This is a genomic window from Neisseria polysaccharea, from assembly GCF_963392925.1.
GTDB lineage: Bacteria > Pseudomonadota > Gammaproteobacteria > Burkholderiales > Neisseriaceae > Neisseria > Neisseria polysaccharea.
Genome location: NZ_CAUJNZ010000018.1, coordinates 1 through 25,165 on the forward strand (window position 1 = coordinate 1; position 25,165 = coordinate 25,165).

Here is a 25,165-nt window from a genome sequence, read left to right on the forward strand (position 1 = left end):
CACTCACTTTCGCCGACGACGTGCAAGACGTTAAAGAGGCGAGCCGCCGCTTTCACAGCCTCCGTACAAACTTTCTTAAAAAACATTTTGAAAACTATATTTGCGTATACGAACGCATGAAAAGCGGTCGTATACATTTTCATCTCATCGTAAACACACGCCAAGACATCCGCCGTGGTCTGAATTTCAGACAAATCCAAGCCCGTAATTACACAAGTGCCAACAAAAACCTGCGCCAACTATGGCAAGTCCTTCGGGAAAACATGGAAAAGTACGGTTTCGGGCGTTCCGAACTGCTGCCAGTCAAAACCAACAGCAAAGGACTTGCCCGATATGTCGGCAAGTACATTGCAAAACACATTGACAGCCGTCTGCCCGAAGACAAAGGCTATCGGCTTATCCGTACCACAATCGGCAAAAAACAGTTGTGGAAGATTGCGACAAGCAATTTTTCGTTTGTTTCCGAGGGTTCGCGCAAGTGGCGCGAAAATCTCAAAAAATGGGTTTTCTGCATCGAACCGCTGCTTAAAGCGCATGTAGAACTTTTTTACGGAATCTCACTGAAACCCATGAGCGAAGAGAATTACAACCGTATCCTGACGGATTTTATCAGCCCGAAATGGGCGTATTACAACCGTGAAACCATTATCAATATGGCGTGAAACAAGAAACCGTTGATTGTGGTTCGGGGGCGCGGATGCCCGATTACCGCCCTTGCGAAGCAAGGTGCGAGCGGCGTTAAGCCGCGTGTGAGGGCACCGCCCCCCGCGCCCCCGAACCGTTGAATGAAAGAAGCCTGAACAGGACGACAGGCGAAGCAGATTTTTAAACCAAAGCGAAAGGCAAGACACATGAGCGAACAGAAAAAGCAAGGCGTTTTTGTTATCGGCGCATTTGACCGATTGATAGAGACCGACAAAAAGAACGAAGACGGCACATTTACCAAGCGTTATCACATCGGAATGGTGCTTAGAACGGAAGATAGTACCAAAGTGATGAAGATTGGCACGAAGAATCCCGATAAATACCGTGATATGCCTAGAGACACGCTTTTAGCATTAGAAGTTGATTTAAGCGTCTTTAAAGGCAATCTCTACTATTACGAAGTCTGACAAGTTTTCAGCGGTTCGGCGGCTGCCGCTGTACAGACCCCAACCAAGCCGCCTTTTATTAACCTATCCGAAAGGAAAAAATCATGAACATCATGAAAAAACTGAAGAATGCCGCAGTAGCGGCAACCATGGCTGTAGCGTCAGCATCTGCAATGGCGTCCGACAATACCATTCTCGATGCCATTACAACAGAAATGGGCGGCTTGAAAACAGCCGTAGGCGCAATCGGTGTAATCGCCGTCGGTATCGGTATTGCATTTGCCACAATTCGCATCGGCAAACGTGGTGCAAACTCCGTAGGCTAATCGAAAGGGCGCAAGCCCTTTTTTTAAGGTGCAGAAATGGGCTATCAAGTCGGCAGAATCTGTTATAGAACAGAAAAAGAAGCAACGAACGTTGCGATGAGCCAGGTCATACCGTCTTTTGATAAAGACGGCAATCTGAATATGCCGTTTTATAACGGCAAAAGCTGGATGTATCAGCAGCAGACGGTAAAGATGAGTTTCCCGTATTGCGCGTACGGGCAATATGCGGCATTCGGCGAATATACAGGCCATACCCTTGCAGGCGCATCGGCAATAATCTTTGTAATTATCGTGCTTCTCAAAGCACTAAAAACTATCTAGGTGTGTGATGAATGAATCCCGAAACCGAATTTTTAACAGCAGCAATTCCAAGCATGTTTGTAGCATTGTCGTTGCTGCTTTTAGCATACAAACAGTAACCGTTCAATTTGCATTTGCAGACGTGGCGATGCCGCCCCCTGCACAATATCAAAACGCATCATTTCCAAGCGAACAAGCATTGAGGAACATGGGTTACAACCCTGATACGGGTGTTTGGCGCGTGAATGCGCAGAATACAGGCAGAGCCGAAGTCAAGAGGGACGGCGGCACGATTACGGGCAGCCAGAAAAAGACCGTAACGGCAACAGGCGTTCACGGAGAGAAGGCGCAGATTTCCACAGTTTATCGGCAGGATGTCAGTGTAAGCAAGCTTCAGACGGCATCTAATGGGATTGCGGTGGGTTTTGGGTTTTCTAATGGTATGAACTCGGCAGCACCACATGTTGAAAATTTAGGTAGTGCAATCGCCAAAGGCGATTATAAAGATGCTGCATGGCAGGGCTTTAGTTCTGTATTTAAATTTGTAGACGGTTTTTTTTCAAGTCCAGGGCAATCAACGGCGGATTTAATAGGTAGGTTCGGGCAAGGCTACTTAGACGGCAAGCACGAAGTAAACGCCGAAAAAACCGATAGGGAAGCAAACTCGGTTGCCGCCAAGAAAGCCGCAGCGAAGGCAAAAGCCGCCCAAGCCCAAGCCGAACGCGCAGGCGATTTCCGCGCAGCCGTAGCCAATGCAGCGGCAGCCAAGGCAGCAACAGCAGCCGCAGAAGCAGAGAGAGCCGAAGAACTCGCAAAAGAGCAACTCAAGCCCAAATATGAAAACGGCAAAGTCTTAAAACCCTTTCTAATTCGTATTGAAGAAATCGGTTACAGATACGCAGCAAACGGGAATGGCGGTGAGGTACTTGAATCTAATCCTGAATGGACAATTGCGTATTTAGAAAATAACGGAGGCAATCTTATTTATGGATATTCGTATTCTCAAGAAGAATGGGGCGATTCCATAAATATTAATGTTAATGGTTTTAAAACAACTTACAAATTTAAGCACAAAAACACTCCAAAATATCTATCGAACGGTATTTATAAAGGTTATTATGATATTTCCTTATTTGTAAAAGCTTATCAGCCAAATTCCAGCAATATAAAAATATTAACTGACCCGAATCCCAAAGACTTCATGCTGAATCAGCAGGAAGTAGCTGGCATTCTGAACAGAATGCTTGAAGACCAAAACACCAACCATGCAGAGCTTATGAAACAGCTTGCAAAATTGGGGGGCGTGATAGACCAAGCCACAACCGCAAACAGTTTTACCCCTGCAACAGCCTTATCCGCACCGTTCACGCCCGAAGGCTCAAACGTACCGCAACAGACCCTGTTTAAGTTGGACGACAAAGGCAACGTAACCGCAACCGCCATCCCCCGCCCCGATTTGAAACCCAACAGCAGCCAAGCCCCCGCGCGGCAGCCCGTCGCACCTGCCCCAACCGTTGGGCATAACAACGTAACACCCGCGCCAAGCGGGCAGAACGGGGAGCAGACCGCGCCAAGCGGACAGCAGAACCGCCCCGAAACGGAATCAGGCGGCAATACCCCTGAAAACTACGATTACGAAGACCTCATAATCCCTGAAAGAGACATAGACCTAGGGAAATTAAAACCAGTTGACGCATTTGCAACAGACGGCGTTTGTCCGTCGGGCGTAAATGTTCAAATGGGCTTGCTTGGCACAATAGACGTGAACTATGACGAAGCATGCCGTATTTTAAGACTGCTTCGCCCGATTATCATTCTCGCCACGATGATAACTTGTTCAATGATGGCATATGCCGCCGTTAAGGAGCTTTGACATGTGGGGAAAACTCTTAACCGCCGTTTTAACGACATTCGCCGGTAAAGTCGTCGCCGCCCTCGGCGTGTCGTTCGTGTCCTATGTCGGGCTGAACGAACTTCAAGGCTATTTACTTTCTAGCGTACAGCAGCAAATAGGAGGCATTCCCGAAGTTGCATTGCAACTAGCCTATATCGCAGGTATAGGCGTATGCCTTAATTGGATTTTCGGTACATTTGCGTTTATCGCTTCACTTAAAGCAGTTTCCAAACTGTCAGCATCAATGACGAAAGGATAATTATGCTATATCTCATAACGGGCGTACCCGGTTCGGGGAAGACCCTGAAGATGATTTCAGACCTAATGACGCGCGAAGACCTCAAGAACCGCCCCTTATACCTTGATGGCATTCCCGAATTCAAAGAAGACGTAATACCGCATTTCCCGATACCCGAAGGGGAGAGTATGCAGACGTGGCACAAATGGGCGCCGACAGGCGCAATACTTGTCATTGACGAATGTCAACGCGTATTCCGCCCCCGCCCAAGCGGTTCAAAAGTACCCGATTATGTCGCAGAGCTTGAGACCCATAGGCATAAAGGCATTGACATCTTCCTATTGACGCAGCATCCGCGTCTGATAGACGCGAATGTAAGAAACCTGATAGGGTATCATTGCCATATCAGTAAAACTAATTTGGGCGTTCGCCGAATGGTTGAATGGAACGGATGCGGAGACCCTCAAAGCCGCCAGAGCATAGCCGATGGCGTGAAGAGCGTGTACACTTTGGACAAACGCGCATTCGGCGTGTACAAATCCGCCGAAGAACATACCAAAATTAAAACAAAGTTATCGCGCGTCGTATATGTAGCCCCCGTCGTCCTCGCCGTGATAATCGGCGCAGGCTACTACCTGTACAGCAGTTGGCAGACCACAAACAAGGCAATCAAAGCCGCGCCGGTGGCGCAGACTGCCGAAACGCTGCCGCCGCCCTATGGCGGAGGAAGCTGGGCGGCAGTCCAAGAGCCGAAAAGCAGCGCAGAGCCGCAGGAGGTCAAGACACAGGCGGAGCAGGAGGCAGAACGCAAAGCCGCCTATTTAACAGAGGACGACTACCGCCCCCGTATCGAAGGCAGGGCGGAAACCGCCCCTATTTACGACGGCATGAACAAAGCCGTAAAAACCATGCCGTATCCCGTTGCCTGTGTCAAATCAGAAAACCGCTGCACCTGCTACACGGAGCAGGCAACGCCGATAAAAGACATGAAAAAGTCCCAATGTCTTGATTACGTTGAAAACGGCATATACAATCCGTACAAAGAAAGTAACCGATTAACGACAGAAACCACGACACCAAAGGCAGAAGCACCGCAGGGAAGCAAAGTTGCCGTACTGGGCGGCAAGCCGCAGCAGAATCTAATGTACGACAACTGGGAAGAGCGCGGCAGGGATTTTGAAGGAATAGGCGGCGGCGTGGTAGGAGGTGGGACATAATGGGCGCAGGTTTTTTACTCGGCATATGGGCAACGCGTTGCTACTACAAAAAAGGCGGATGGGCAGGCGTGAAGAAGTATTTTATATTGCCCGTTTTGTTATTCCTACTTGTTGATTTTATTGCAATTTATTTTATAAACAAGTATTCTTAACCAACCTCTTAAAAAAACCGTTTCGCCCCAGTAACCTTTACCAAGGCAGGGGGAGGACGTCCAGAAAGATTTGTAAAGACGGATTCATCGTCTTTATAAATCTTTTTGGATACCCCTTGCCGCACCGCCAAAAGAACACACTCTGCCCGTGGGCAGGTGGTAAGGCGCGCGTCTTTTGCGCCGTCCCCCTGCCCGCGCGGCGTCGCAAGTGAGACTGGGGGTGTGGGGGCTAGCCCCCGCAAAGCCTTTCCGATTAAACAACTTTAGCCACAGGCAGGCGAAGCAGCGCACTTTGCGAGCGAAGCCGCAAACAGCCGGGAAGCGCGGGGGGGAATTGGCGATAAGCGCGAGGGGGGTGTCCCCACAGCGCCGCCGCGCCGCGAATGCGGCGCAACTTTACGAGCTTCAAGCAGCCAGTGTTCAAAACAGCAACCGTTCACTGACTGCTTGGCGTTTGACGAAACCCCAAGCAAAACCCCCGAACCCGATTAACCCTTATGCCATGAGTATGAGAAATAGAAAGGGACGGGGGTTTTACCGCATTAGAAGTTTGAACACTATTAAGGGACAAAGAACCCGCATTCATAAGGCAAAACGCAATGCACCTAGGCATAGACGTATCAAAGCAAACATTAGATTGCTGTCTGATTTCAGACGGCATTTTTTATGAACGCAAGTTTACGAACGACAGCGGAGGCATAGCCAAGCTGCAAACATGGCTGCAAGAACATGGAGCAGACAGTAATCTGCACTGCTGTTGCGAAGCAACCGGAACATATTACGAAGAATCGGCAATAGCCCTTGCCCGTCGTTATAAAATGAGCGTAGTAAACCCGCGAACCATTAAAGGATTTGGCACGGCGGTAATGAACCGCAGTAAGACCGACAGGCAGGACGCAAAGCTGATAGCCCGATACTGTCAAGCCATGAAGCCCGAACAATGGCAGCCGTTCACACCGGAACACAGACAACTTCAGGAGCTTGTCCGATACATTGCCCGAACCAAACAGCAAAGGGCTTCCGAACAGACCAAATACAAAACAGCACCCGACTTCATCAAGCCCCATATCCAAGAAACAATAAACCACTTCACACAACTGATAGACAGCCTTGAACAGGAATTGCAAGCCTATTACCGAAACAATCCCGAACAGGACAAACGCATAAAGACATTGAAAAGCATAGACGGAATAGGCGAAAATTCCGCCGCCGTCCTCTGTTCTATAATCACAGAACGATTCACCCATGCAAAGCAGCTTGTAGCCTATCTAGGACTTGACCCCAAAGAACATCAATCAGGGACGAGCGTCAAAGGCAGGACGCGCATCTCAAAGATTGGCAAATCAGAAACAAGGGCGGCATTGTATATGCCTGCACTTGTCGCTTACAGGATGGGCGTATTTCCCGACTTTACCGCAAGGCTTAAAGCAAAAGGCAAGCCGCCCAAAGTAATCATCGTAGCCATCATGCGTAAACTTGCCGTCATTGCGTTTCATCTGCTGAAAAACGGGGAAAACTTCGACAGAAGCCGTTACCGCTGACAGGCGGCGAGATAAAGCGAACCATAAAGCGCACTGCACCGCAGGGCGGGACTTCTTACACCTTTAAAAAATGTAAAGTTTATTGACGGGGCAATACACTATCTATGCGCGAGGCAAAATCATTTGTTACCTTTGTTACCACAAAACTTAACATTTATAACTATATGAATATCAATATAAAAATAAAGAAAAAACGGTAACAAATGAACATAAATTTACTTGTTACCGATTTGTTACCATTTGTTACCCCTTTATATTCATATGGTTACATCCAAAAAACAGAGGCGGTAACAAACGGTAACAAGGTTAAGATATGTATTTTGTTACCGTGAAAGCCATGACTGGCAAGGCTTTCAGCCATTGGTAACAAAGGTAACAAACGATTTTTGCGTTTTTTTGTATATATACGGTTTTTATTCTTGCCCCTTGCTGCTTATTTGTATAAATTTTGATACATGAACAAAGAAAAGCCCATAGAATGGCGTGATACATCACTGGAAGACCTTAAGCATTCCCCCTTGAGCCAATATAGGGCATTGATACAGGAGATAGCAAAATGACATCAAAAACCACGCATATTACGCCTGTTGGTGGCAATGTTTTTGCTGATTTAGGATTTTCCGCCGATGAAGCCGCCAAACTTAAGGCACATAGCGATATGATTATCAGAACCAAGTTACAGCTCGCCGAAAGCGTCAGCGAATGGATAAAAGAGCGGAACTTGAAACAGGAGCAGGCGGCGGAAATCTTCAACACCAGCCGCCCCCGTGTTTCCGACTTGGTAAACGGAAAAATCAGCAAGTTCACGATAGACGCACTGTTAACCATGCTTGCCAAGACGGGGAAGACCGCCGAACTGAATATCAGAGCATAGCGGAAAGCCGCCGAAAACATCCCCGCATGACCGACAGGCACGGGGATTTTTCACACCCACACAAAGCCAAAACGCACGGAAACGCACCAAATTTGAGCAGTAATGGCGGTTAAACCGCTTGGATATATCCACGGCATAGGCAGGCGGCAAAACGCTCTAAAAACGCAAATTTGAGCCATTGGAAGCGATTGATTAAAAAATAATCAAGTTAGCCGCTGGTGTTTCAGACGGCACAAACGCAGAAATTGCGGTGTATAAAAAAGGCGGCTTGCCGTGTTTTGTTCTACTGTATATAATCCTTAGCGTGATACGAAAGCAGTAGAAAATGAAGATTTACAAATACCGAGCTTTTGAAAAATTTGCCAAGAAACATAAAATCAGTGATTCCGAGCTGCTGGAAGCGGTAGAGCGGGCTGATAACGGGCTGATAGACGCAGACCTTGGCGGCGGCGTGATTAAGCAGCGCATAGCGCGGCAAGGGCAAGGCAGACGCGGCGGATATAGGAGCATTATTCTATTCAAACGCGGGGATAAGGCTTTTTTTGCGCATGGCTTCGCAAAGTCAGAGCAAGAAAACATCAGCGTGCAAGAAACGATTTTCTTTAAAGCATTGGCAGCGGAAAGCCAGTCATTGAACGACGGGCAGATAGAGAGCCTGAAACAGAAAAAGCAATTAACGGAGATAGAATCATGAAATACAAAAGCCCCGTAAGTGAGAGCATCCACAGCATAGCAAGCGCATTGCACGACATCGGCGCAATCGATAAAAAGACCATGCGCGATTTTGATAAATCATGTCTGACAGAAATCAAGCCGTTAAACGGCGAAGATATTAAGGCAATCAGAGAGAAAGAGGCACTATCACAAGCCGCCTTTGCTATCTACCTCAACGTGGGGAAAAACCATGTTTCAGCATGGGAGCGGGGTGTTAAAAAGCCAAGCGGCGCGGCGTTGAAACTGCTTACCATCGTCAAAAACAAGGGTATTGAAGCCATCGCATAGCCGATTGTATAGGGTTAATCTTAAACCATGCAGAGCCGCCGAAATAAGGCGGCTTTTCCATGCCGTGCAGAAACTGACCGGCACAAAAAGCCGCTTGCCGTTTTTTTTGCCGTTTTTCAGATACCACATGGCGGCAATATGGCAGTTATTAAATTTTGCTTAACAACTGGAAACACTGAAATACCCCTTAAGGCAAACACCAGCCCACAAGATGGCGCGTAATTGCTGGTGTTGCAATCAAACCATATTTCACAGCTTGGCAGAAATACCAAAAAAAATGTCTTTGCCCACGCCAAACAAACGGCTTAAACTGACAATCTGACAAAGGGTAAATAGTGCAAAAAAATACCCCTACCTTTAAGTTATGGGGTAACTTTTGGGGTAACTTTTACCAGAAACAAAAACATGATTATATTTAAATCAATGAGTTAAGTTTAAAGTACGATTCCCCCCGCCTCCACCATACCCTGTTTTCAGCAGTATCCTGAAATACGCATAAAGCCTTGAAATTCAACATTTCAAGGCTTTTTTGTTGCCTCGGATACGACGGGCTATACCTGAATTTTCATCATTTATAGGGGAAGCTTGCCACAAGTTACCTTAAAACAGAAGAAAATGCCAAAGCCAACATTACTGCCGACAAATCGGCAATACAAAAAGCTGCAAGCTTCCAGCCAATTATCAGGCTGTTACACACTTTTGTGCTTACACAAGCTATCCGCAAACACGCGCCCTGTTGCAGTTCCCCCCATGTATGCGCCCGCCCGTATGAATTGCGCCTATATATGCCGGTATGAAATCAACCGGGCGGTGGGATAATACTGCAAAGACATTGTTGCGGTATGTGTTATCATTGCCGCAAGAACAGTGGGATAAAGTCCGCTTATTGATAAAAATATCGGAGTAGGTCATACCGTCTGAACTGTATGTCAGCCGAGAAATAAAAGTATTTTTAAGTAGGAAAACCGCCCCGTCCGAATTGTTGGATTATCTGTATCCACGCTCGGCTGGAATTGACAGGAAGGCAGCCGAGCAGATGCAGAGCGAGTTGTGGGCAGCGTATTTTCGATTGAGGATTTGTCCTCGTCCGTATGTGCAAATGGATACTTGAGGCGGCTGAAAAGTCCGAGTGAGTCAAACCGTACAAGTCCGATTTGAAAACCGCTCCGGAAGCAGACCTGGGATTAAAATCCGCATAACTAAAAGGCCGTCTGAAACCGTTTCAGACGGCCTTTAAAACATCTTCAAGGATAAAAAGTAAAACGCGACTGGGATTTGATACGCCATATCCTGACCGAATTGGAAAATGAACCCAACCCCGACCGCTGGATCGTTTCCACCTGTATCGAAGGTTGGACAAAGGAAGAAGCCGCATATCATCTGTGCCTCTTGATACAGGACGGACTGATTGCGGACAAATGCAACCGCGATCAGCAGGGCAATGGGTTTGCCTGTTACAGAATCCGCCTGACGTGGGCGGGGCATGAGTTTCTCGCTTCCATCCGCAGCGATACGGCTTGGCGGTGCATCCGCAGCCTGTTGAAGGAAAAGGCGGTAGATTTGTCTTTTGAAGCCATCAAAGCCGCCGCACTGAAACTGTTGGAGGTGTAAATGCAAGGGTTTGAACGGCGGCATGGCAATGCCGCCCTACGGCTGTCGGAAGCCGACCCAAAATTCAAAGCTGAATAACCAAGCAAATGCCGTCTGAAACCGTTTCAGACGGCATTTCATACACAATCGCTTATGCTTTTTCTTTTTGGCGCATTTTTTCCGCCATCAGTTCGTGCAGGGTTTTCTTCGCCGGTTTCATCGGTACGCGGTTTTGCGTCCAACCCAACTGTTTGCGCGGGGTCAGGTTGCGGAACTTGGTGGCCGCCCAACCGAAGGCGCGGTAGGTTTTGCTGCCGCTGAAAATACCGTTGAATGTGCGCCACGCCATTTGTTCACCGAAGGTATGCGATGCGCCTTGCCCCCGGATGGGGTGCGGCACAGTTTCGGTCGGCGAACGTTGCGCTTCAACGCGCAAACGCTGCATTTGTTCGGTAATCGGGATGCGTACCGGACAAACTTCCACGCACGCGCCGCACATCGTGCAGGCGGTCGGCAGGTCGCGGGTGGCATCAAGACCCAACAGGTGCGGGGAAATAATCTCGCCAATCGGACCGGGATAGGTTGTGCCGTATGCCGCGCCGCCGATGCGTGTATAAACCGGGCAATGGTTCATACACGCGCCGCAACGGATACATTGCAGGGTGCGGCGCATTTGGTCTTCGGCATAAGCCTGGCTGCGGCCGTTGTCGAGCAGAACCAAGTGCATTTCCTGCGGGCCGTCTAATTCCTCACTGCGGCGCGGGCCGGTAATCATATTGAAATAGGTTGTGATGTTCTGACCGATGGCAGAACGCGGCAGCAGACTGTACAAGGGTGGAATATCCGACAGCTTGGCAACTACTTTTTCAATGCCGGTAATGGCGATATGCACGGGCGGAACGGTGGTACTCAAGCGACCGTTGCCTTCGTTTTCGACCAAACACAGCGTGCCCGTTTCGGCAACGGCAAAGTTTACGCCGCTCAAGCCGACATCGGCAGTGCTGTAAATATCGCGCAGGGCTTTGCGGGCAAAGCCGGTCAGTTGGTCTACATCGTCTGTCAGCGGCGTACCGAGGTTTTGGTGGAAAAGTTCGCTAACCTGTTCTTTGGTTTTGTGGATAGCAGGCATCACGATATGGGTCGGTTTTTCGCCTGCCATTTGGACGATAAATTCGCCCAAGTCGCTTTCTACCGCTTTAATGCCTTTTGCTTCAAGATAATGGTTTAGCTCGATTTCCTCGCTGACCATCGATTTGCCTTTGACCATCAGCTTGCCGTTTTTGGCAGTAATGATGTCGTGGATGATTTCGCAGGCTTCGGCCGGTGTTTCCGCCCAGTGTACTTTTACGCCCAACTTAGTCAGATTTTCTTCCAGCTGCTCCAGCAGGGCAGGCAATTTGGACAATGAACGCTGACGGACGTGTTCGCACAAATCGCGCAAGCTTTGCAGCTCTTCTTCGTCGGTCAAAACGGCTTTGCGTTTGGTCATCAGCATATCCATCGCGGTACGCAGGCTTTTGCGCAAAGGCTTGTCTTGAAGGGAAATTGCGGCGTTTTGTTTGAAAGTTTCCGGCTTCATGTGGAACTTGATGGTTTGCGTAGTCATGCGTTTTCCTCCAAATCGGCAGGGGAAATGTGGTCAGGCAGGATGGCGAGGATGACCAAATCACGCGGACCGTGCGCGCCGTAAGCAAGCGTCAGTTGGATATCTGCGGTTTTGGACGGACCGGAAATCAGGAAAACATTGGTCGGCATACCGTTTTCCACCAGTTTTTCACCTTCAACGGCGTTGTGAAATTCGTTATACATTTTTGCCGTATCAAACAGGCAGAAATGCACGGGCGGAACGAGGCTTAAAGTACGCGGTTCTTCGGGGCTGGAAAACAGCATCAGCGTACCGGTACGGGCGATGCCGCATTGCGAGCCGCTAAAGCCTGCATCAATGTTTGTGAAAAACTCGGTTTTCCAAGTATCGATTTCGCGCTCGAAAGCAATCGGTTCGATATTGCTGCCCGCCAATGCGGCACGGGCGATTTGTCCGTGTTCGGTCGCCAACGGCAGCAGGATATTTTTCAAACCTTTGCCTTCAGCTGCTTGACGGAATACTTGCGGCCAGCCGGTTTTGGTCACCCAATAAATTTCGGTTTTGACCGCACGCATAGCGGCAGCCCAATGTTTCAGACGCTCAACTTCGCTGCTCCAAGAAACACCCATTTCACGGTAATAATCAAAAACCGCAGGCTCTTCCATCGGCAATGCGTCGGCTTTTTTTAGTTTTGCCAAAATATTTTCGCGCGCGCTCATGCTTTGCCTCCGGTACGTTCCAACAAGAAGGATGCGATGTGTTTCGGACGCGGCATATTCGGCTCGTCCTTAGCGATTTTGCCGCCGATGTTCATCATGCAGCCGCAGTCCGCGCTGATGATTTCGGTCGCACCGGTTTCTTTCAGCGCGGCAACTTTGTCGATTACCATCGCGCCGGAAATATCGGCCTGTTTGACAGAGAATGTACCGCCAAAGCCGCAGCATTCGCTTTCGTGGTCGTGAACGATACGTTCAACATTTTCCATACCGTCAATCAACTGCCAGCCTGAAAGATGGACATTCATTTCGCGGCGGGCGGCGCAGGAAGTGTGAACGGCGACTTTGACCGGTTCGCCCTTGTCTTCGGGTTTGAAACCGATAGCAAGCAGGAAATGGGTAAACTCGATGATGCGCTTGGCGCAATCCACAGCCCTTTCCTCATACTCGCTGCCTTTAAACAGCGTCGGCCAATGGTGCTTCATCATGCCGCCGCATGAGCCGGACGGTACGACAATCGGCCAGTTTTCGGGGAAAAGACCGAGTTGCGCTTTGGCGACATCGAAGGCTTCGGTCGGATGGCCGGATGAATAAGCAGGCTGGCCGCAGCAGCTTTGCGCCATCGGGAAATGGACGCGTATGCCCTGCTGCTCGATTAGGGCAATGGCATCCATGCCTGCTTCGGGCATAAAAAGATCAAGGACGCAAGTGCCGAAAAAATAGACATCGGTCGGATTGCTGTCGTATCGGATGATTTTGGGGGGAGTGGTTGCGCTCATGTTTTTTGATAACGGGAAACCCGTTTTTCTCTGTAGAAAGGTAAGCGTTTACTTTAAGTAATTGACTGTTGTGGGTCAAGTCTAATTTTAAAAAATAATCCGGTTTTTTTTACAAACTACCCCATAACGCTTACTGTATCTTACTCTGATAATTTTCGATAATAATTATCATTACAATGAAATGCCGATTCGTTTGCTTGTGAACATTCAGGACGCCGACTCTGACGGCATTCAGACGGCATCTGAAAACGATAACGGCACAAGGATGGGGTACAATCGCCCTATGGAAAAAAACACCCTATCCGCCAGTGCACCATCCCCTTGGCTGCCGCTTCTGCTGGCAATTGCCATTTTTATGCAGATGTTGGATGCGACCATTTTAAATACCGCACTGCCCAAAATTGCCGCCGACCTGAACGAATCGCCTCTGGATATGCAACTGGCAGTCGTTGCCTATACGCTGACGGTTGCCCTGCTGATTCCTTTGAGCGGTTATTTGGCGGACAGGTTCGGAACGAAAAAAGTCTTTTTCGGTTCGATTGCCGTTTTTATGCTCGGATCGGCATTGTGCGCCGCATCGGGTTCGCTGTTTGAATTGACGCTTTCCCGTGTCGTTCAGGGCATCGGCGGTTCGATGCTGGTTCCGATACCGCGTCTGACCATCTTGCGTGTGTACGACAAGTCCAAGCTGCTCAACGCCATCAATTATGCGGTCATGCCTGCACTAATCGGCCCTGTGTTGGGGCCTTTGGCGGGCGGTTATTTGGTCGAATACGCTTCGTGGCACTGGATTTTCCTGCTCAACCTGCCCATCGGTCTGCTGGGTTTCATATTGGGACGCAACATCATGCCCGATGTCAAAGGCAACGATACCGCTCTGGATTTCAAAGGCTATCTGATCTTTTCCGCTGCCGCCTGCCTGCTGCTGCTTGCTGCAGAAAGCCTGTCGCACGCGCTGCCTCCGTATTTTGCACTGTTGCCGCTGTGCGGCGGACTGCTGTTTGCACACCGTTATTTCAGACACATGAAAACGGCACCCCATCCGATTTATTCTGCCGATTTATTCCTGATACGCACTTTCCGTCTGGGATTGGCAGGCAACCTGTTCAGCCGTATCGGCATCAGCTCGATTCCCTTCCTGATGCCGTTGATGTTTCAAATCGCTTTCGGTTTCAGTGCAAGCCTGTCAGGCTGGCTGGTTGCACCCGTCGCCCTGTCTTCGCTATTGGTCAAGCCGTTAATCTCCACCTTGATGAAACGTTTCGGCTACCGCAAGGTGCTGCTTTGGAATACCAAACTGCTTGCCGCCTTCATCATGCTGCTGGCACTGCCTGACGGACACTCTCCGTTATGGATATGGGTTTTGCTCTCGCTGGCAATCGGCACATGCAATTCTTTACAGTTTTCGGCCATGAATACACTGACACTTGCAGATTTACGTCCGCAACAAACAGGCAGCGGCAACAGCCTGATGGCGGTTAACCAGCAACTTGCCATCAGTATGGGGGTTGTTTCCGGTGCGCTGATACTTAAAAACTGGACATTCCTGATGCCTGCCGCCGCCAACCTGCATCCGGCCTTCCGCATGACGCTGCTCAGCATCGGCGGCATTACCCTTGCATCATCGCTGGTTTTCAAACGGCTGCATATATCAGACGGTGCCAACCTGACAAGAGGCACGCGGCCTTAATCCTGCATCCCGACAAAACTTTTACCCGTTCCGGCCTTTAGATTATGATGCTTCATTTCAATGCGTACAAACCACAAAATACAGGCAATGCCGTCTGAAACCCTATCCCCGATGAAAACACACAGCCTCATTTCCCTTTTATGCCTCCTTCTCTGTTCATGTTCTTCATGGCTGCCCCCACTGGAAGAACGGACGGAAAGCCATCATTTCAACACTTCCAAACCTGTCCGCCTGGACAACATCCTGCAAATCCGGCACACCCCTCGCAACAACGGGCTATCCGATATCTATTTGCTGAACGATCCCCACGAAGCCTTTGCCGCGCGCGCAGCCCTCATCGAATCCGCCGAACACAGCCTCGATTTGCAATACTATATCTGGCGCAACGACATTTCCGGCAGACTTCTATTCAACCTCATATACCTTGCCGCAGAACGCGGCGTACGCGTACGGCTGCTGCTGGACGACAACAACACGCGCGGATTGGACGACCTCTTGCTTGCCCTCGACAGCCATCCCAATATCGAAGTACGCCTGTTCAACCCCTTCGTCTTACGAAAATGGCGCGCACTCGGCTACCTGACCGACTTTGCCCGCCTCAACCGCCGCATGCACAACAAATCCTTTACCGCCGACAACCGCGCCACCATACTCGGCGGACGCAATATCGGCGACGAATATTTCAAAGTCAGGAACGATACCGTTTTTGCCGACCTGGACATCCTCGCTACCGGCAGCGTCGTTAGCGAAGTATCGCACGACTTTGACCGCTACTGGGCAAGCCATTCCGCCTACAATGCCACTCATATCATCCGCAGCGGCAACATCGGCAAGGGTCTTCAAGCACTCGGATACAACGACGAAACATCTAGACACGCGCTCCTGCGCTACCGCGAAACCGTCGAACAGTCGCCCCTCTACCAAAAAATACAGACAGGACGCATCGACTGGCAAAGCGTCCAAACCCGCCTAATCAGCGACGATCCCGACAAAGGGCTGGACCGCGACAGCCGCAAACCGCCGATTGCCGACCGCCTGCAAAACGCCCTCAAACAGCCCGAAAAAAGCATCTATCTGGTTTCACCCTATTTCGTCCCTACAAAATCCGGCACAGACGCACTGGCAAAACTGGTGCAGGACGGCATAGACGTTACCGTCCTGACCAACTCGCTACAGGCGACCGATGTTGCCGCCGTCCATTCCGGCTACGTCAAATACCGAAAACCGCTGCTCAAAGCCGGCATCAAACTCTACGAGCTGCAACCCAACCATGCCGTCCCCGCTACAAAAGACAAAGGCCTGACCGGCAGCTCCGTAACCAGCCTGCATGCCAAAACCTTCATCGTGGACGGCAAACGCATCTTCATCGGCTCATTCAACCTCGACCCTCGTTCCGCACGGCTCAATACTGAAATGGGCGTCGTCATCGAAAGCCCCAAAATCGCAGAACAGATGGAGCGCACCCTTGCCGATACCACGCCCGAATACGCCTACCGCGTTACCCTCGACAAACACAACCGCCTGCAATGGCACGATCCCGCCACCCGAAAAACCTACCCGAACGAACCCGAAGCCAAACTTTGGAAACGCATCGCCGCAAAAATCCTATCCCTGCTGCCCATAGAAGGTTTATTATAGAAATATAGTGGATTAAATTTAAACCAGTACGACGTTGCCTCGCCTTGCCGTACTATTTGTACTGTCTGCGGCTTCGTCGCCTTGTCCTGATTTAAATTTAATCCACTATACCGTCTGAAACACCTTCAGACGGCATATCCGAACCCGCAAAGGAAAAACCATGTTTCCCCTCAACAAAACCCTTTTCCTCTGTCTCAGCGCACTGCTCCTCGCCTCATGCGGCACGACCTCCGGCAAACACCGCCAACCGAAACCCAAACAGACAGTCCGGCAAATCCAAGCCGTCCGCATCAGCCACATCGACCGCACACAAGGCTCGCAGGAACTCATGCTCCACAGCCTCGGACTCATCGGCACGCCCTACAAATGGGGCGGCAGCAGCACCGCAACCGGCTTCGACTGCAGCGGCATGATTCAATTCGTTTACAAAAACGCCCTTAACGTCAACCTTCCCCGCACCGCCCGCGACATGGCGGCAGCCAGCCGCAAAATTCCCGACAGCCGCCTCAAAGCGGGCGACCTGGTATTCTTTAATACGGGCGGCGCGCACCGCTACTCCCATGTCGGGCTCTATATCGGCAACGGTGAATTCATCCATGCCCCCAGCAGCGGTAAAACCATCAAAACCGAAAAACTCTCCACACCGTTTTACGCCAAAAACTACCTTGGAGCACATACGTTTTTTACAGAATAAACAAAACCGTCATCCAAAAGGTCAGCAGCAAAAATGCCGTCTGAAACGCAACAGCATTTCAGACGGCATCTTCAAATCGAAGGTCAGTTAATCAGATACCCTTGGATTTCCTTGGTTTTTGCATTGATTTCTTTAGTACGGCAGTCAGATTGCACCAAACCGTATTCGTCGCCGTCGGCGCATTTGGCATTCAAACCATTCTGCCAGTTTCGGTATTCGGGCATAACGGTTTCGGCAATATCGGCGGGCAATGCCTGAACCGCACCATCCAATGCCGCCTTGGCAGTCCTTTCTTTTTTGTCTGCTTCCCTGATAATTTCGTCAATCACTGCTTTCTTGCGGTTGTGCAGCTCTTCCAAGCGTGCTTCGGTTTCCGCCGTTTTGCATGCCAATTCGCTGATTTTTATGCCGTTTGGCGTTTCACTTTCGGCTTTTGCCTTGCTGGCACAGATTTTATCCATCCCGCTTTTCCATGTTTTCTGTGGGGCTTGCAGCTTGTTTTGGACGGTTTGCGGCAGACCTTTCCAAAATTGTTCAAACTCACTGCGCGACAATTTGTAGCGTTCCTCCCATTCTGATACGCGGGCTGCCTCCTGTTCTTGGCTCAATGCCTCCTGCGCCGCCGCTTCTTCTTCCTCCCTCGCTTCCTGCGCGGCGGCTTCTGCCGCTTCAAGTTCTTCGTTCCTTTGTTTCGCTTTGTCCAGCGGCTCTTTAATCAGTGCCATAGACACCAGCTCGCTGAGCGGATGGATGATATCGTGTGCCTGATTCAGTTCGGCAAAGATTTTGCTTTTGTCGTCTGTCGGCTGGACGCTGTAAGAAATAGTTTTGATGTAATACGCGCCTTCTTTGCGGTAGTAGCGTTCAAAAAAGTCGGGCGTTTTCTTATAGCTGTTGCCTATGGATTGATTGGCGGCGACGGCATAATCGACAATATCGTCGGGCACGTCCAGTTTCAACGTGGCTTCACATTTGAGTTTGCTGGACGTGTCGGTTTTTTCGGCAGTACGGATTTCATCGATGGTTATGCCCAAACGTTCGATCATGCTGCGGATACGCGATATGCCAATGTCGGCAAATGCCTGGTCTTTGAATGCGTCGTCGTCAAAGGTTTTGACGGTTTCCCCTTCGACATTTTCGCGGACGAGTTTGACCAGAATCTCTTTCGCTTCCTCACTGCCGCAGGAAATTTCCTTTCCGGAAAACGGGTTGCCTATTCCCAAACGGTCGCAGCCCGACAAAATCAGCATACTTGCCAATGCCAGTGCGGGTAAGTTTTTTTTCATCGGATTTCCTTTGCCGTCCAAACACGGACTGTCTGTTGCGTATTTCCACACACGCTACGGCACTTGAAGTACATGGCTGCGGAACATACATGTTTAAATTTATGCGAACCATCATATCGGGATTGCACACGCTCTGCAAGTTTACCGACGGTTTTCCTGTTCGATAAAAATGCCGTCTGAAACGGTCGACGTTCAGACGGCATTTTTCCGCAGGTTTTATTTGCAGTTGGTCTGCAGGTAGAGGTTGATCAGGCGTTCGGTCGAACTGTCGTGCTTTTGCGGCACGGTTTCGCCGGTCAGTTCGCCCAAAATGGTTTTAGCCAGTTGTTTGCCGAGTTCCACGCCCCACTGGTCGAAGCTGTTGATGCCCCAAATGATGCCTTGTACGAAGGTTTTGTGTTCGTACATGGCAATCAGGCTGCCCATATTGCGCGGGTTGACCTTGTCCATCAGGATGAGGTTGGTCGGGCGGTTGCCGGAGAAGGTTTTGTGCGGGACCAGCTCTTCGATGCGCGCCTCATCCATACCCTGCGCTTTGAGTTCGGCACGGACTTCGTCGGGGGTTTTGCCGCGCATAAAGGCTTCTGCTTGTGCAAAGACGTTGGCAAGCAGGATTTCGTGGTGTCCGGGCAGGTTGCTGCGTTTTTCAAGTGAGGCAATCAAGTCGATGGGGGTAATGTGCGTGCCTTGGTGCAGCAGTTGGAAGAAGGCGTGCTGGCCGTTAATGCCCGTTTCGCCCCAGATAATCGGCGAGGTTTCGTGTCCGACTGCTTTGCCGTCCAACGTAACCTGTTTACCGTTACTTTCCATATCGAGCTGCTGGATAAATTTGGGCAGGCGGTGCAAATGTTGGTCGTAAGGCGCGATGACGTGGCTGCCGCCGCCGTAGTAGTTGATATACCAGATGCCGATGAGGGCGAGGATGACGGGCAGGTTGCGCTCGAGCGGTGTGTTGATGAAGTGTTGGTCCATCAGGTGCGCGCCGTTGAGCATTTCGATGAAGTTTTCTTCGCCGAGATACAGCATAATCGGCAATCCGATGGCGGACCACAGGCTGTAACGACCGCCGACCCAATCCCAAAATTCAAACATATTGGCGGTGTCGATGCCGAATTCGGCAACGGCTTTTTGGTTGGTGGAAACGGCGGCGAAGTGTTTGGCAACGGCTTCTTCGTCGCCCGCATGATTCAAAAACCATTCGCGCGCGGTCAGCGCGTTGGTCAGCGTTTCCTGCGTGGTAAATGTTTTGGAGGCGATGATGAACAGCGTGGTTTCGGGGTGGACTTTGGACAATACGTCGCGCAGTTGCGAGCCGTCCACGTTGGAGACGAAGTGCATATTGAGGCGCGGATGACCGAAAGGTTTGAGCGCGGTACACATCATCAGCGGGCCCAAATCCGATCCGCCGATGCCGATGTTGACAACGTCGGTAATGACTTGGTTGGTATAGCCCAGCCAGCTTCCGCTGCGGACTTCGTGTGCAAATTCGCCCATACGTTGCAAAACGCGGTTGACTTTGGGCATCACATCTTCACCGTCAACCACAATCGGCGAATTGGTGCGGTTGCGAAGGGCGACGTGGAGGACGGCGCGGTTTTCGGTGGTATTGATTTTTTCGCCGTGGAACATCTGCCGCATCCGCTCCGGCACGCCTGCTTCACGCGCCAACTCGAACAAAAGCGACATGGTTTCGTCGTTGATGCGGTTTTTGGAGTAGTCCAGCGTCAGTCCGCCGACTTGCAGCCAGTAGCGTTCCGCACGCTGCGGGTCTTGCTCGAACATTTCACGCATATGCAATGTTTTGCTGTCGTCAAAGTGGTTCCACAATTTCGACCATGCGGGTAAGTCGTGAAGGTGTTTCATCTGTATGCTCCTGAATGAGGTTTTTTGTTGTGGGATGAAAAGGCTGCCGGAAACTGCCGCAAGCCGCCGACGACCGTTGTTCGGCATTTCAGACGGCATTTGTAGGATGTCGTCTGAAGGTCAATCTTTGTCGTAATCGATGTGCTTGTTGTGTATGCTTTTTTTGCTTTTCTGCAATTGCAGGCTGGCAGCATCGCCCAAGCGCAGGGCAAGTCCGATGGCGAGAATGTCGATGACGGCAAGCTGCAAGAGGCGGGAAACCATGGGCGTGTAGAGTTCGGCATTTTCCTGTGTGGCAACGCTCAACACGCAGTCGGCAAGTTGCGCCAGAGGCGAATCGTTGCGGGTCAGTGCGATGACAGACGCGCCGTTTTCTTTGGCGATGCTGACCGCATCCAAAAGTTCGATAGACGAACCCGTGTTGGAAATGGCAACCAAAACATCCTGATCGCTCAAAACGGATGCTGCCATCAGCTGCGTGTGCGTATCGACATAGGCGACGGTGGACATGCCGAAACGGAAAAATTTATGCTGCGCGTCCTGTGCCACAATGCCGGAATTGCCCACACCGTAAAACTCAACGCGGCGGGCGTGCATCAGCGTGGCAATGGCGTTTTCCAGCTCCGATTCTTTCAGGAAGCGGCGTTCGCCCAACAGCGAGGCGGCGGCATTGCCCAACACTTTCTCGACCACGCTTGCCATATCGTCGTCGGCGTTGAGTTCTTCGTGGACATAGGGCATACCCTCATGACCGATGCTGGCGGACAACGCGAGCTTGAACTCGGGCAGCCCTTTATAACCCAAGCTGCGGCAGAATCGGATGACGGTCGGCTGGCTGACGGACGCACGTTCGGCAATTTCGGCAACGGCGGCATGGACGAACCATTTGGGTTCCGCCAATGCACATTCGGCGACTTTGCGTTCCGCACCGGAAAGGTTTGCCAGTGATTCGCTGATTTTGCTTAACATAATGATATGCCCTTCGATAATGCAGCCCCGCTGCAAGGAGCCGCTGTGGTTAAACGTTTCTCAAATGGTTGTCGAGAGCCGCAGCCGCACCGGAAATTCCGGGAAACTCGCTCAAGACGACATACACGGGAATCGCGGCAAGATATGCTTCAAACCTGCCCTTGTTCTCAAAACGGCTGCGGAACGGGGAAGTTTTGAAGTATTCCAACACGCGGGGAATAATGCCGCCGCACAGGTACACGCCGCCGCGCGCGCCCAGCGTCAGGGCGAGGTTGGAAGCAACCGTGCCGAGCATGGCGCAGAAGATGTCCAAAGTCTGACGGCACAAAGGCGACGTGCCGCTCAAAGCCTTTTCCGTGATTTCAGACGGCATCAGTTTGGCGGGTTTGGCTTTCTGTTTTGCAGCCAAAGCCTCGTAAACCAAGCTCAAGCCTGCGCCGCTCAAAAAGCGTTCGGCGGAAACATGGCCGTATTTGTTTTTGGCGTACTGCCAAATCAGCACTTCCATATCGTCAAACGGCGGGAAACTGGTATGCCCACCCTCGCCTGCCAAAGCCACCCAGCCTGCGGGGCTGTGCACCAATCCGCTCACGCCCAAGCCGGTACCGGGACCGATAACGGCTTTGGGGGCAAATTCGACAGGCTCTTGCCCGCCTACCTGCATCAGGTCTTTACTTGAAGTCTGCGTTACCGCCAATGCCTGCGCGGTAAAGTCGTTCAAAAGGATGAGGGTATCCAGCCCCAAAGCCTGACGGGTGGTTTCGATGGAAAACGCCCAATGGTGGTTGGTCATCTGCACCCAGTCGCCCAAAATCGGGTTGGCGATGGCAAATGCCGCGTGCCGTACGCCTGTTGCACCGCTTTGGTTCAGATAGACACGCACCGCATCGGTAACCGTATCGTAGTCCTTACACGGAAGCACGGCGGTTTTTTCGATGACGCGCGGCGCGGTTTCCAGAGCAAAGCGTGCATTCGTACCGCCGATGTCGGCGACCAATCGGGGATATCCGGCTTGTTTATTCGGCGTAGAAGACATGGCAGTTCACTCCTTGGCGGTTCAATACAAAGCTGATCGGATATTCGCGGTTTTCGCCTTGTGCGGCTTGATCGAACACGGCTTTTTTCTCTTCGCCCCGTATCGCCAAAAACACATGCCCCGTATGGGCAATCGCATCCAAGGTCATGCTGACGCGCTCGTGCGGCGCGGTAACGGGCGTGGTATGCACCAACGCGACACCTGCCGAACCGTCGATTGCCGTCTGAAACTGCGGAGCTTTCGGGAAAATCGAAGCCGTATGCCCGTCGTTTCCCATACCCAAAACCAAAACATCGGGCTGTTTGTAATGTTTCAGTGCATAATCGACAACAGCATCGGGATGTAATTCGGTTTCAGTTTTTCCGTCTTCCACCATAGGAATCCACATTGCCGCTTCCGCCTTGTTCTTCAACAGGTATTCGCGCACCAGACCGGTATTGCTGTCGGCGTGGACGGTCGGCACGATGCGTTCATCTGCCAAGGTGATGCCGACGTTTTTCCAATCCAAATCTTTTTGCGACAGGGCGTTGAAAAATGCAATCGGCGAACGTCCGCCGGAAACTGCCAACACCGCACCGCCCTTCTCGTCCAGTGCGCCCTGCAAAGCATCCGCCACTGCGTCAGCCAAAGACTGCGCCGCTTCTGCCGCATTTTCGTATTCGTGCCAAACAAACATATTTGTGTCCTTTTTTTATTTCAGACGGCATATTCCGTTATGGAAATGGGTTGAGCAATATGCCGGCCGAACAGTTGTTTATGCTTTTGATACCAAATATCGGGACTGCTTTTTATAGTGGATTAAATTTAAACCAGTACAGCGTTGCCTCGCCTTGCCGTACTATTTGTACTGTCTGCGGCTTCGTCGCCTTGTCCTGATTTTTGTTAATCCACTATACTGCTTTACTTGCGTTCAGACGGCATTTCAAACCCCATGCCGTCTGAACGCATTATTGTATTACTGCTCTTCGTGCCACTTGTGTCCGTCGCGCGCCAATAGTTCGCGCGCGGCTTCAGGCCCCCACGAGTGTGCGCCGTAGCCGTGCGGCGGCGTGGTGTTATTTGCCCAGTTTTCCAAAATCGGCATCACATATTCCCACGCGGCTTCGAGTTCATCGCGGCGGTTGAACAAAGCGAGTTTGCCGTTAATCACATCCAGCAGCAGGCGCTCGTAAGCTTCCGCGCGGCGGCCTTCCAATGCTTTGCCCAAATCGGTTGCCAGCGGCACGGTTTCGACCTTATTTCCTGCCCCCGGGGTTTTCATCTGCGTATAGAGGCGCACGGATTCATGCGGTTGCAACTCGATAACGAGCCGGTTGGGCGCGGTGCGGCTGTCTTCAAAAATATGACTGTTCAAATCTTTGAAGTTCAAAACGATTTCCGCCACTTTGCCCGCCATGCGTTTGCCGGTACGCAGGTAGAAAGGAACGCCCTTCCAGCGTTCATTTTCGATTTCGGCTTTAATGGCGACGTAGGTTTCGGTAAAGCTCTCTTGCGGAACGTTGATTTCTTCAAGATAGCCGTTCATGCCTTTGGCGGCGGTATATTGTCCGCGCACGACATTTTCATTGACAGATTCGACGGTCAGCGGCTTCAATGACTTGATGACTTTGACTTTTTCATCGCGCACCGCGTCGGCATCCAAGCTGGCGGGGGCTTCCATCGCAGTCATGCACAACATCTGCATCAAATGGTTTTGCACCATGTCGCGCAACGCGCCGGTAATGTCGTAAAACTCACCGCGCTCTTCCACACCGAGCTGTTCGGCGATGGTCAACTGCACGCTTTCGATATATTTATTGTTCCACAGCGGCTCAAACATTACATTGGCAAAACGCAGCGCAAGCAGGTTTTGCAGGCTTTCTTTGCCAAGGTAGTGGTCGATGCGGTAAATTTGCCCTTCTTTGAAATAACGCGCAACATCAGTATTGATTTGTTGGGAAGAAGCCAAGTCCGTACCCAACGGTTTTTCCAAAACCACGCGCGCGTTGTCGGCATTCAAACCGATCGCAGCAAGGTTCTCGCAGGCTTGCGCGAAGAATTTGGGCGCGGTGGACAGATAGATGACGACGTTGTCGGTTTCTTTGCGCGCTTTGACCAAATCGCCTAAAGCGGCAAAATCGTCCGGCTGCGTAACATCGACTTTGAGATATGCGAGACGTTCGACAAACGATGCCCAAGCCTCATCGGAAAAATTTTCTTTCACATGGATTTTGGAACTGGTTTCCACCTTCGCCAGAAAACCTTCGGTATCCAACTCGCTGCGGCTGACCCCCAAAATACGCCCTTCGGGATGAAGCAGACCGGCAACATGCGCCTGGTACAGACAGGGCAACAGCTTGCGCATCGCCAAATCGCCGGTCGCACCGAACAACACCAAATCAAAATTTGTTTGTGTACTCATCGTATTATCTCGTCAGGAAAGAATTTTTCGATGCCGTCTGAAACCTGCTTTTCCCATCACGCTGCATCGCAATATCGGAAACAAAGGCAGGCGGCATAACGAGTAGTAATACTACACACCGCTACACTTTTTGTCTATTCCCATTTTTACAATTTATTTGACCTAGTCCAAAAATCGGGCAGGTTTCCCCTATTCCGTTACAACAATCGAAAGATTCTACGATTTAAATCAAATTTCTTTTCAATGCCTGATTTTTTTGTAACAAAATTACAAATTTTGTATT

23 protein-coding genes and 2 pseudogenes are annotated in these 25,165 nt (G+C 50.7%); 15 read left to right on the plus strand and 10 right to left on the minus strand.

Annotated features, from left to right (window positions below):
- The 12 genes and pseudogenes from RDY34_RS09535 to RDY34_RS09590 all read left to right on the plus strand — a co-directional run.
- On the plus strand, nt 1–662 hold a 662-nt coding region (locus tag RDY34_RS09535; protein ID WP_308184551.1), incomplete at its 5' end, for a rolling circle replication-associated protein.
- Nucleotides 663–851: 189 nt separating this feature from the next.
- Nucleotides 852–1,112: a hypothetical protein gene (locus tag RDY34_RS09540; protein WP_118815234.1), complete on the plus strand. Its 261-nt coding sequence runs from the start codon at nt 852–854 to the stop codon at nt 1,110–1,112.
- Nucleotides 1,113–1,195: 83 nt separating this feature from the next.
- The gene (locus RDY34_RS09545; RefSeq protein WP_308074857.1) at nt 1,196–1,417 is read left to right on the plus strand and encodes a major capsid protein; all 222 of its coding nucleotides are present in this window, start codon (nt 1,196–1,198) and stop codon (nt 1,415–1,417) included.
- A 36-nt stretch (nt 1,418–1,453) separates the two neighbouring features.
- The gene (locus RDY34_RS09550) at nt 1,454–1,738 is read left to right on the plus strand and encodes a hypothetical protein (protein ID WP_308074858.1); all 285 of its coding nucleotides are present in this window, start codon (nt 1,454–1,456) and stop codon (nt 1,736–1,738) included.
- A 7-nt stretch (nt 1,739–1,745) separates the two neighbouring features.
- Nucleotides 1,746–3,590: a virulence factor TspB C-terminal domain-related protein gene (locus RDY34_RS09555; protein WP_308074859.1), complete on the plus strand. Its 1,845-nt coding sequence runs from the start codon at nt 1,746–1,748 to the stop codon at nt 3,588–3,590.
- A 1-nt stretch (nt 3,591) separates the two neighbouring features.
- Nucleotides 3,592–3,870 carry a DUF2523 family protein gene (locus tag RDY34_RS09560; RefSeq protein ID WP_002248570.1) on the plus strand — a complete coding sequence of 93 codons (279 nt, stop codon included), beginning with the start codon at nt 3,592–3,594 and terminating at the stop codon, nt 3,868–3,870.
- A gap of 2 nt (nt 3,871–3,872) precedes the next feature.
- Nucleotides 3,873–5,066 (plus strand): zonular occludens toxin domain-containing protein, encoded by a 1,194-nt coding sequence (locus tag RDY34_RS09565; protein WP_308074860.1) that lies wholly within the window; start codon nt 3,873–3,875, stop codon nt 5,064–5,066.
- 751 nt (nt 5,067–5,817) lie between these two features.
- Entirely contained in the window at nt 5,818–6,759 is a 942-nt protein-coding gene (locus RDY34_RS09570) for a transposase (RefSeq protein WP_308074861.1), read from the plus strand.
- A gap of 556 nt (nt 6,760–7,315) precedes the next feature.
- Nucleotides 7,316–7,633 (plus strand): helix-turn-helix domain-containing protein, encoded by a 318-nt coding sequence (locus tag RDY34_RS09575; protein ID WP_003754753.1) that lies wholly within the window; start codon nt 7,316–7,318, stop codon nt 7,631–7,633.
- Nucleotides 7,634–7,958: 325 nt separating this feature from the next.
- On the plus strand, nt 7,959–8,327 hold the full coding sequence (locus tag RDY34_RS09580; protein WP_003754749.1) for a type II toxin-antitoxin system RelE/ParE family toxin: 369 nt from the start codon (nt 7,959–7,961) through the stop codon (nt 8,325–8,327).
- On the plus strand, nt 8,324–8,635 hold the full coding sequence (locus tag RDY34_RS09585; RefSeq protein WP_003754748.1) for a helix-turn-helix domain-containing protein: 312 nt from the start codon (nt 8,324–8,326) through the stop codon (nt 8,633–8,635). The genes RDY34_RS09580 and RDY34_RS09585 overlap by 4 nt, the downstream gene beginning before the upstream one ends.
- Before the next feature lie 1,272 nt (nt 8,636–9,907).
- Nucleotides 9,908–10,246, plus strand: a pseudogene (locus tag RDY34_RS09590) (DUF2513 domain-containing protein); the annotation flags it as partial.
- 130 nt (nt 10,247–10,376) lie between these two features.
- Here the strand turns inward: RDY34_RS09590 and RDY34_RS09595 are convergent.
- Genes RDY34_RS09595 through RDY34_RS09605 form a run of 3 tightly spaced genes read right to left on the minus strand, consistent with a single transcriptional unit; the run spans nt 10,377 to nt 13,305 of the window.
- Nucleotides 10,377–11,831, minus strand: coding sequence for a LutB/LldF family L-lactate oxidation iron-sulfur protein (locus tag RDY34_RS09595; RefSeq protein ID WP_003754742.1), 1,455 nt, complete (start codon nt 11,829–11,831; stop codon nt 10,377–10,379).
- Nucleotides 11,828–12,529 (minus strand): LutC/YkgG family protein, encoded by a 702-nt coding sequence (locus tag RDY34_RS09600; protein WP_115437623.1) that lies wholly within the window; start codon nt 12,527–12,529, stop codon nt 11,828–11,830. The genes RDY34_RS09595 and RDY34_RS09600 overlap by 4 nt, the downstream gene beginning before the upstream one ends.
- The gene (locus RDY34_RS09605; protein ID WP_003754737.1) at nt 12,526–13,305 is read right to left on the minus strand and encodes a (Fe-S)-binding protein; all 780 of its coding nucleotides are present in this window, start codon (nt 13,303–13,305) and stop codon (nt 12,526–12,528) included. Before RDY34_RS09605 ends, RDY34_RS09600 begins: the two co-directional genes overlap by 4 nt.
- Nucleotides 13,306–13,453: 148 nt before the next feature.
- Here RDY34_RS09605 and RDY34_RS09610 point away from each other — a divergent pair, with 148 nt between their 5' ends.
- A complete protein-coding gene (locus tag RDY34_RS09610) occupies nt 13,454–14,995 on the plus strand; it encodes an MFS transporter (RefSeq protein WP_308074867.1) in 1,542 nt (513 codons plus the stop codon).
- Nucleotides 14,996–15,106: 111 nt separating this feature from the next.
- Complete coding sequence (locus RDY34_RS09615; protein ID WP_308074868.1) at nt 15,107–16,633, plus strand: phospholipase D family protein; 1,527 nt, start codon at nt 15,107–15,109, stop codon at nt 16,631–16,633.
- Here the strand turns inward: RDY34_RS09615 and RDY34_RS09620 are convergent.
- Nucleotides 16,582–16,746: pseudogene (locus RDY34_RS09620) on the minus strand (IS5/IS1182 family transposase); the annotation flags it as partial. The gene RDY34_RS09615 and the pseudogene RDY34_RS09620 sit on opposite strands and share 52 nt — an antisense overlap.
- Before the next feature lie 47 nt (nt 16,747–16,793).
- Here RDY34_RS09620 and RDY34_RS09625 point away from each other — a divergent pair.
- Nucleotides 16,794–17,327, plus strand: coding sequence for a C40 family peptidase (locus RDY34_RS09625; RefSeq protein ID WP_250314018.1), 534 nt, complete (start codon nt 16,794–16,796; stop codon nt 17,325–17,327).
- 83 nt (nt 17,328–17,410) lie between these two features.
- Here RDY34_RS09625 and RDY34_RS10660 read toward each other — a convergent pair whose 3' ends face one another.
- From RDY34_RS10660 to zwf, 6 genes are all read right to left on the minus strand, one after another.
- Nucleotides 17,411–18,613 (minus strand): DUF1311 domain-containing protein, encoded by a 1,203-nt coding sequence (locus RDY34_RS10660; protein WP_372340216.1) that lies wholly within the window; start codon nt 18,611–18,613, stop codon nt 17,411–17,413.
- 216 nt (nt 18,614–18,829) lie between these two features.
- Complete coding sequence (pgi, locus tag RDY34_RS09635) at nt 18,830–20,476, minus strand: glucose-6-phosphate isomerase (RefSeq protein ID WP_308074869.1); 1,647 nt, start codon at nt 20,474–20,476, stop codon at nt 18,830–18,832.
- Between the two features lie 120 nt (nt 20,477–20,596).
- Nucleotides 20,597–21,445 carry a DNA-binding transcriptional regulator HexR gene (hexR, locus tag RDY34_RS09640; RefSeq protein WP_002213148.1) on the minus strand — a complete coding sequence of 283 codons (849 nt, stop codon included), beginning with the start codon at nt 21,443–21,445 and terminating at the stop codon, nt 20,597–20,599.
- Between the two features lie 49 nt (nt 21,446–21,494).
- Complete coding sequence (locus tag RDY34_RS09645; protein ID WP_308074862.1) at nt 21,495–22,481, minus strand: glucokinase; 987 nt, start codon at nt 22,479–22,481, stop codon at nt 21,495–21,497.
- Complete coding sequence (gene pgl, locus RDY34_RS09650; protein ID WP_308074863.1) at nt 22,462–23,157, minus strand: 6-phosphogluconolactonase; 696 nt, start codon at nt 23,155–23,157, stop codon at nt 22,462–22,464. Before pgl ends, RDY34_RS09645 begins: the two co-directional genes overlap by 20 nt.
- A gap of 279 nt (nt 23,158–23,436) precedes the next feature.
- A complete protein-coding gene (zwf, locus tag RDY34_RS09655; RefSeq protein ID WP_304677123.1) occupies nt 23,437–24,882 on the minus strand; it encodes a glucose-6-phosphate dehydrogenase in 1,446 nt (481 codons plus the stop codon).
- Between the last annotated feature and the right edge of the window lie 283 nt (nt 24,883–25,165).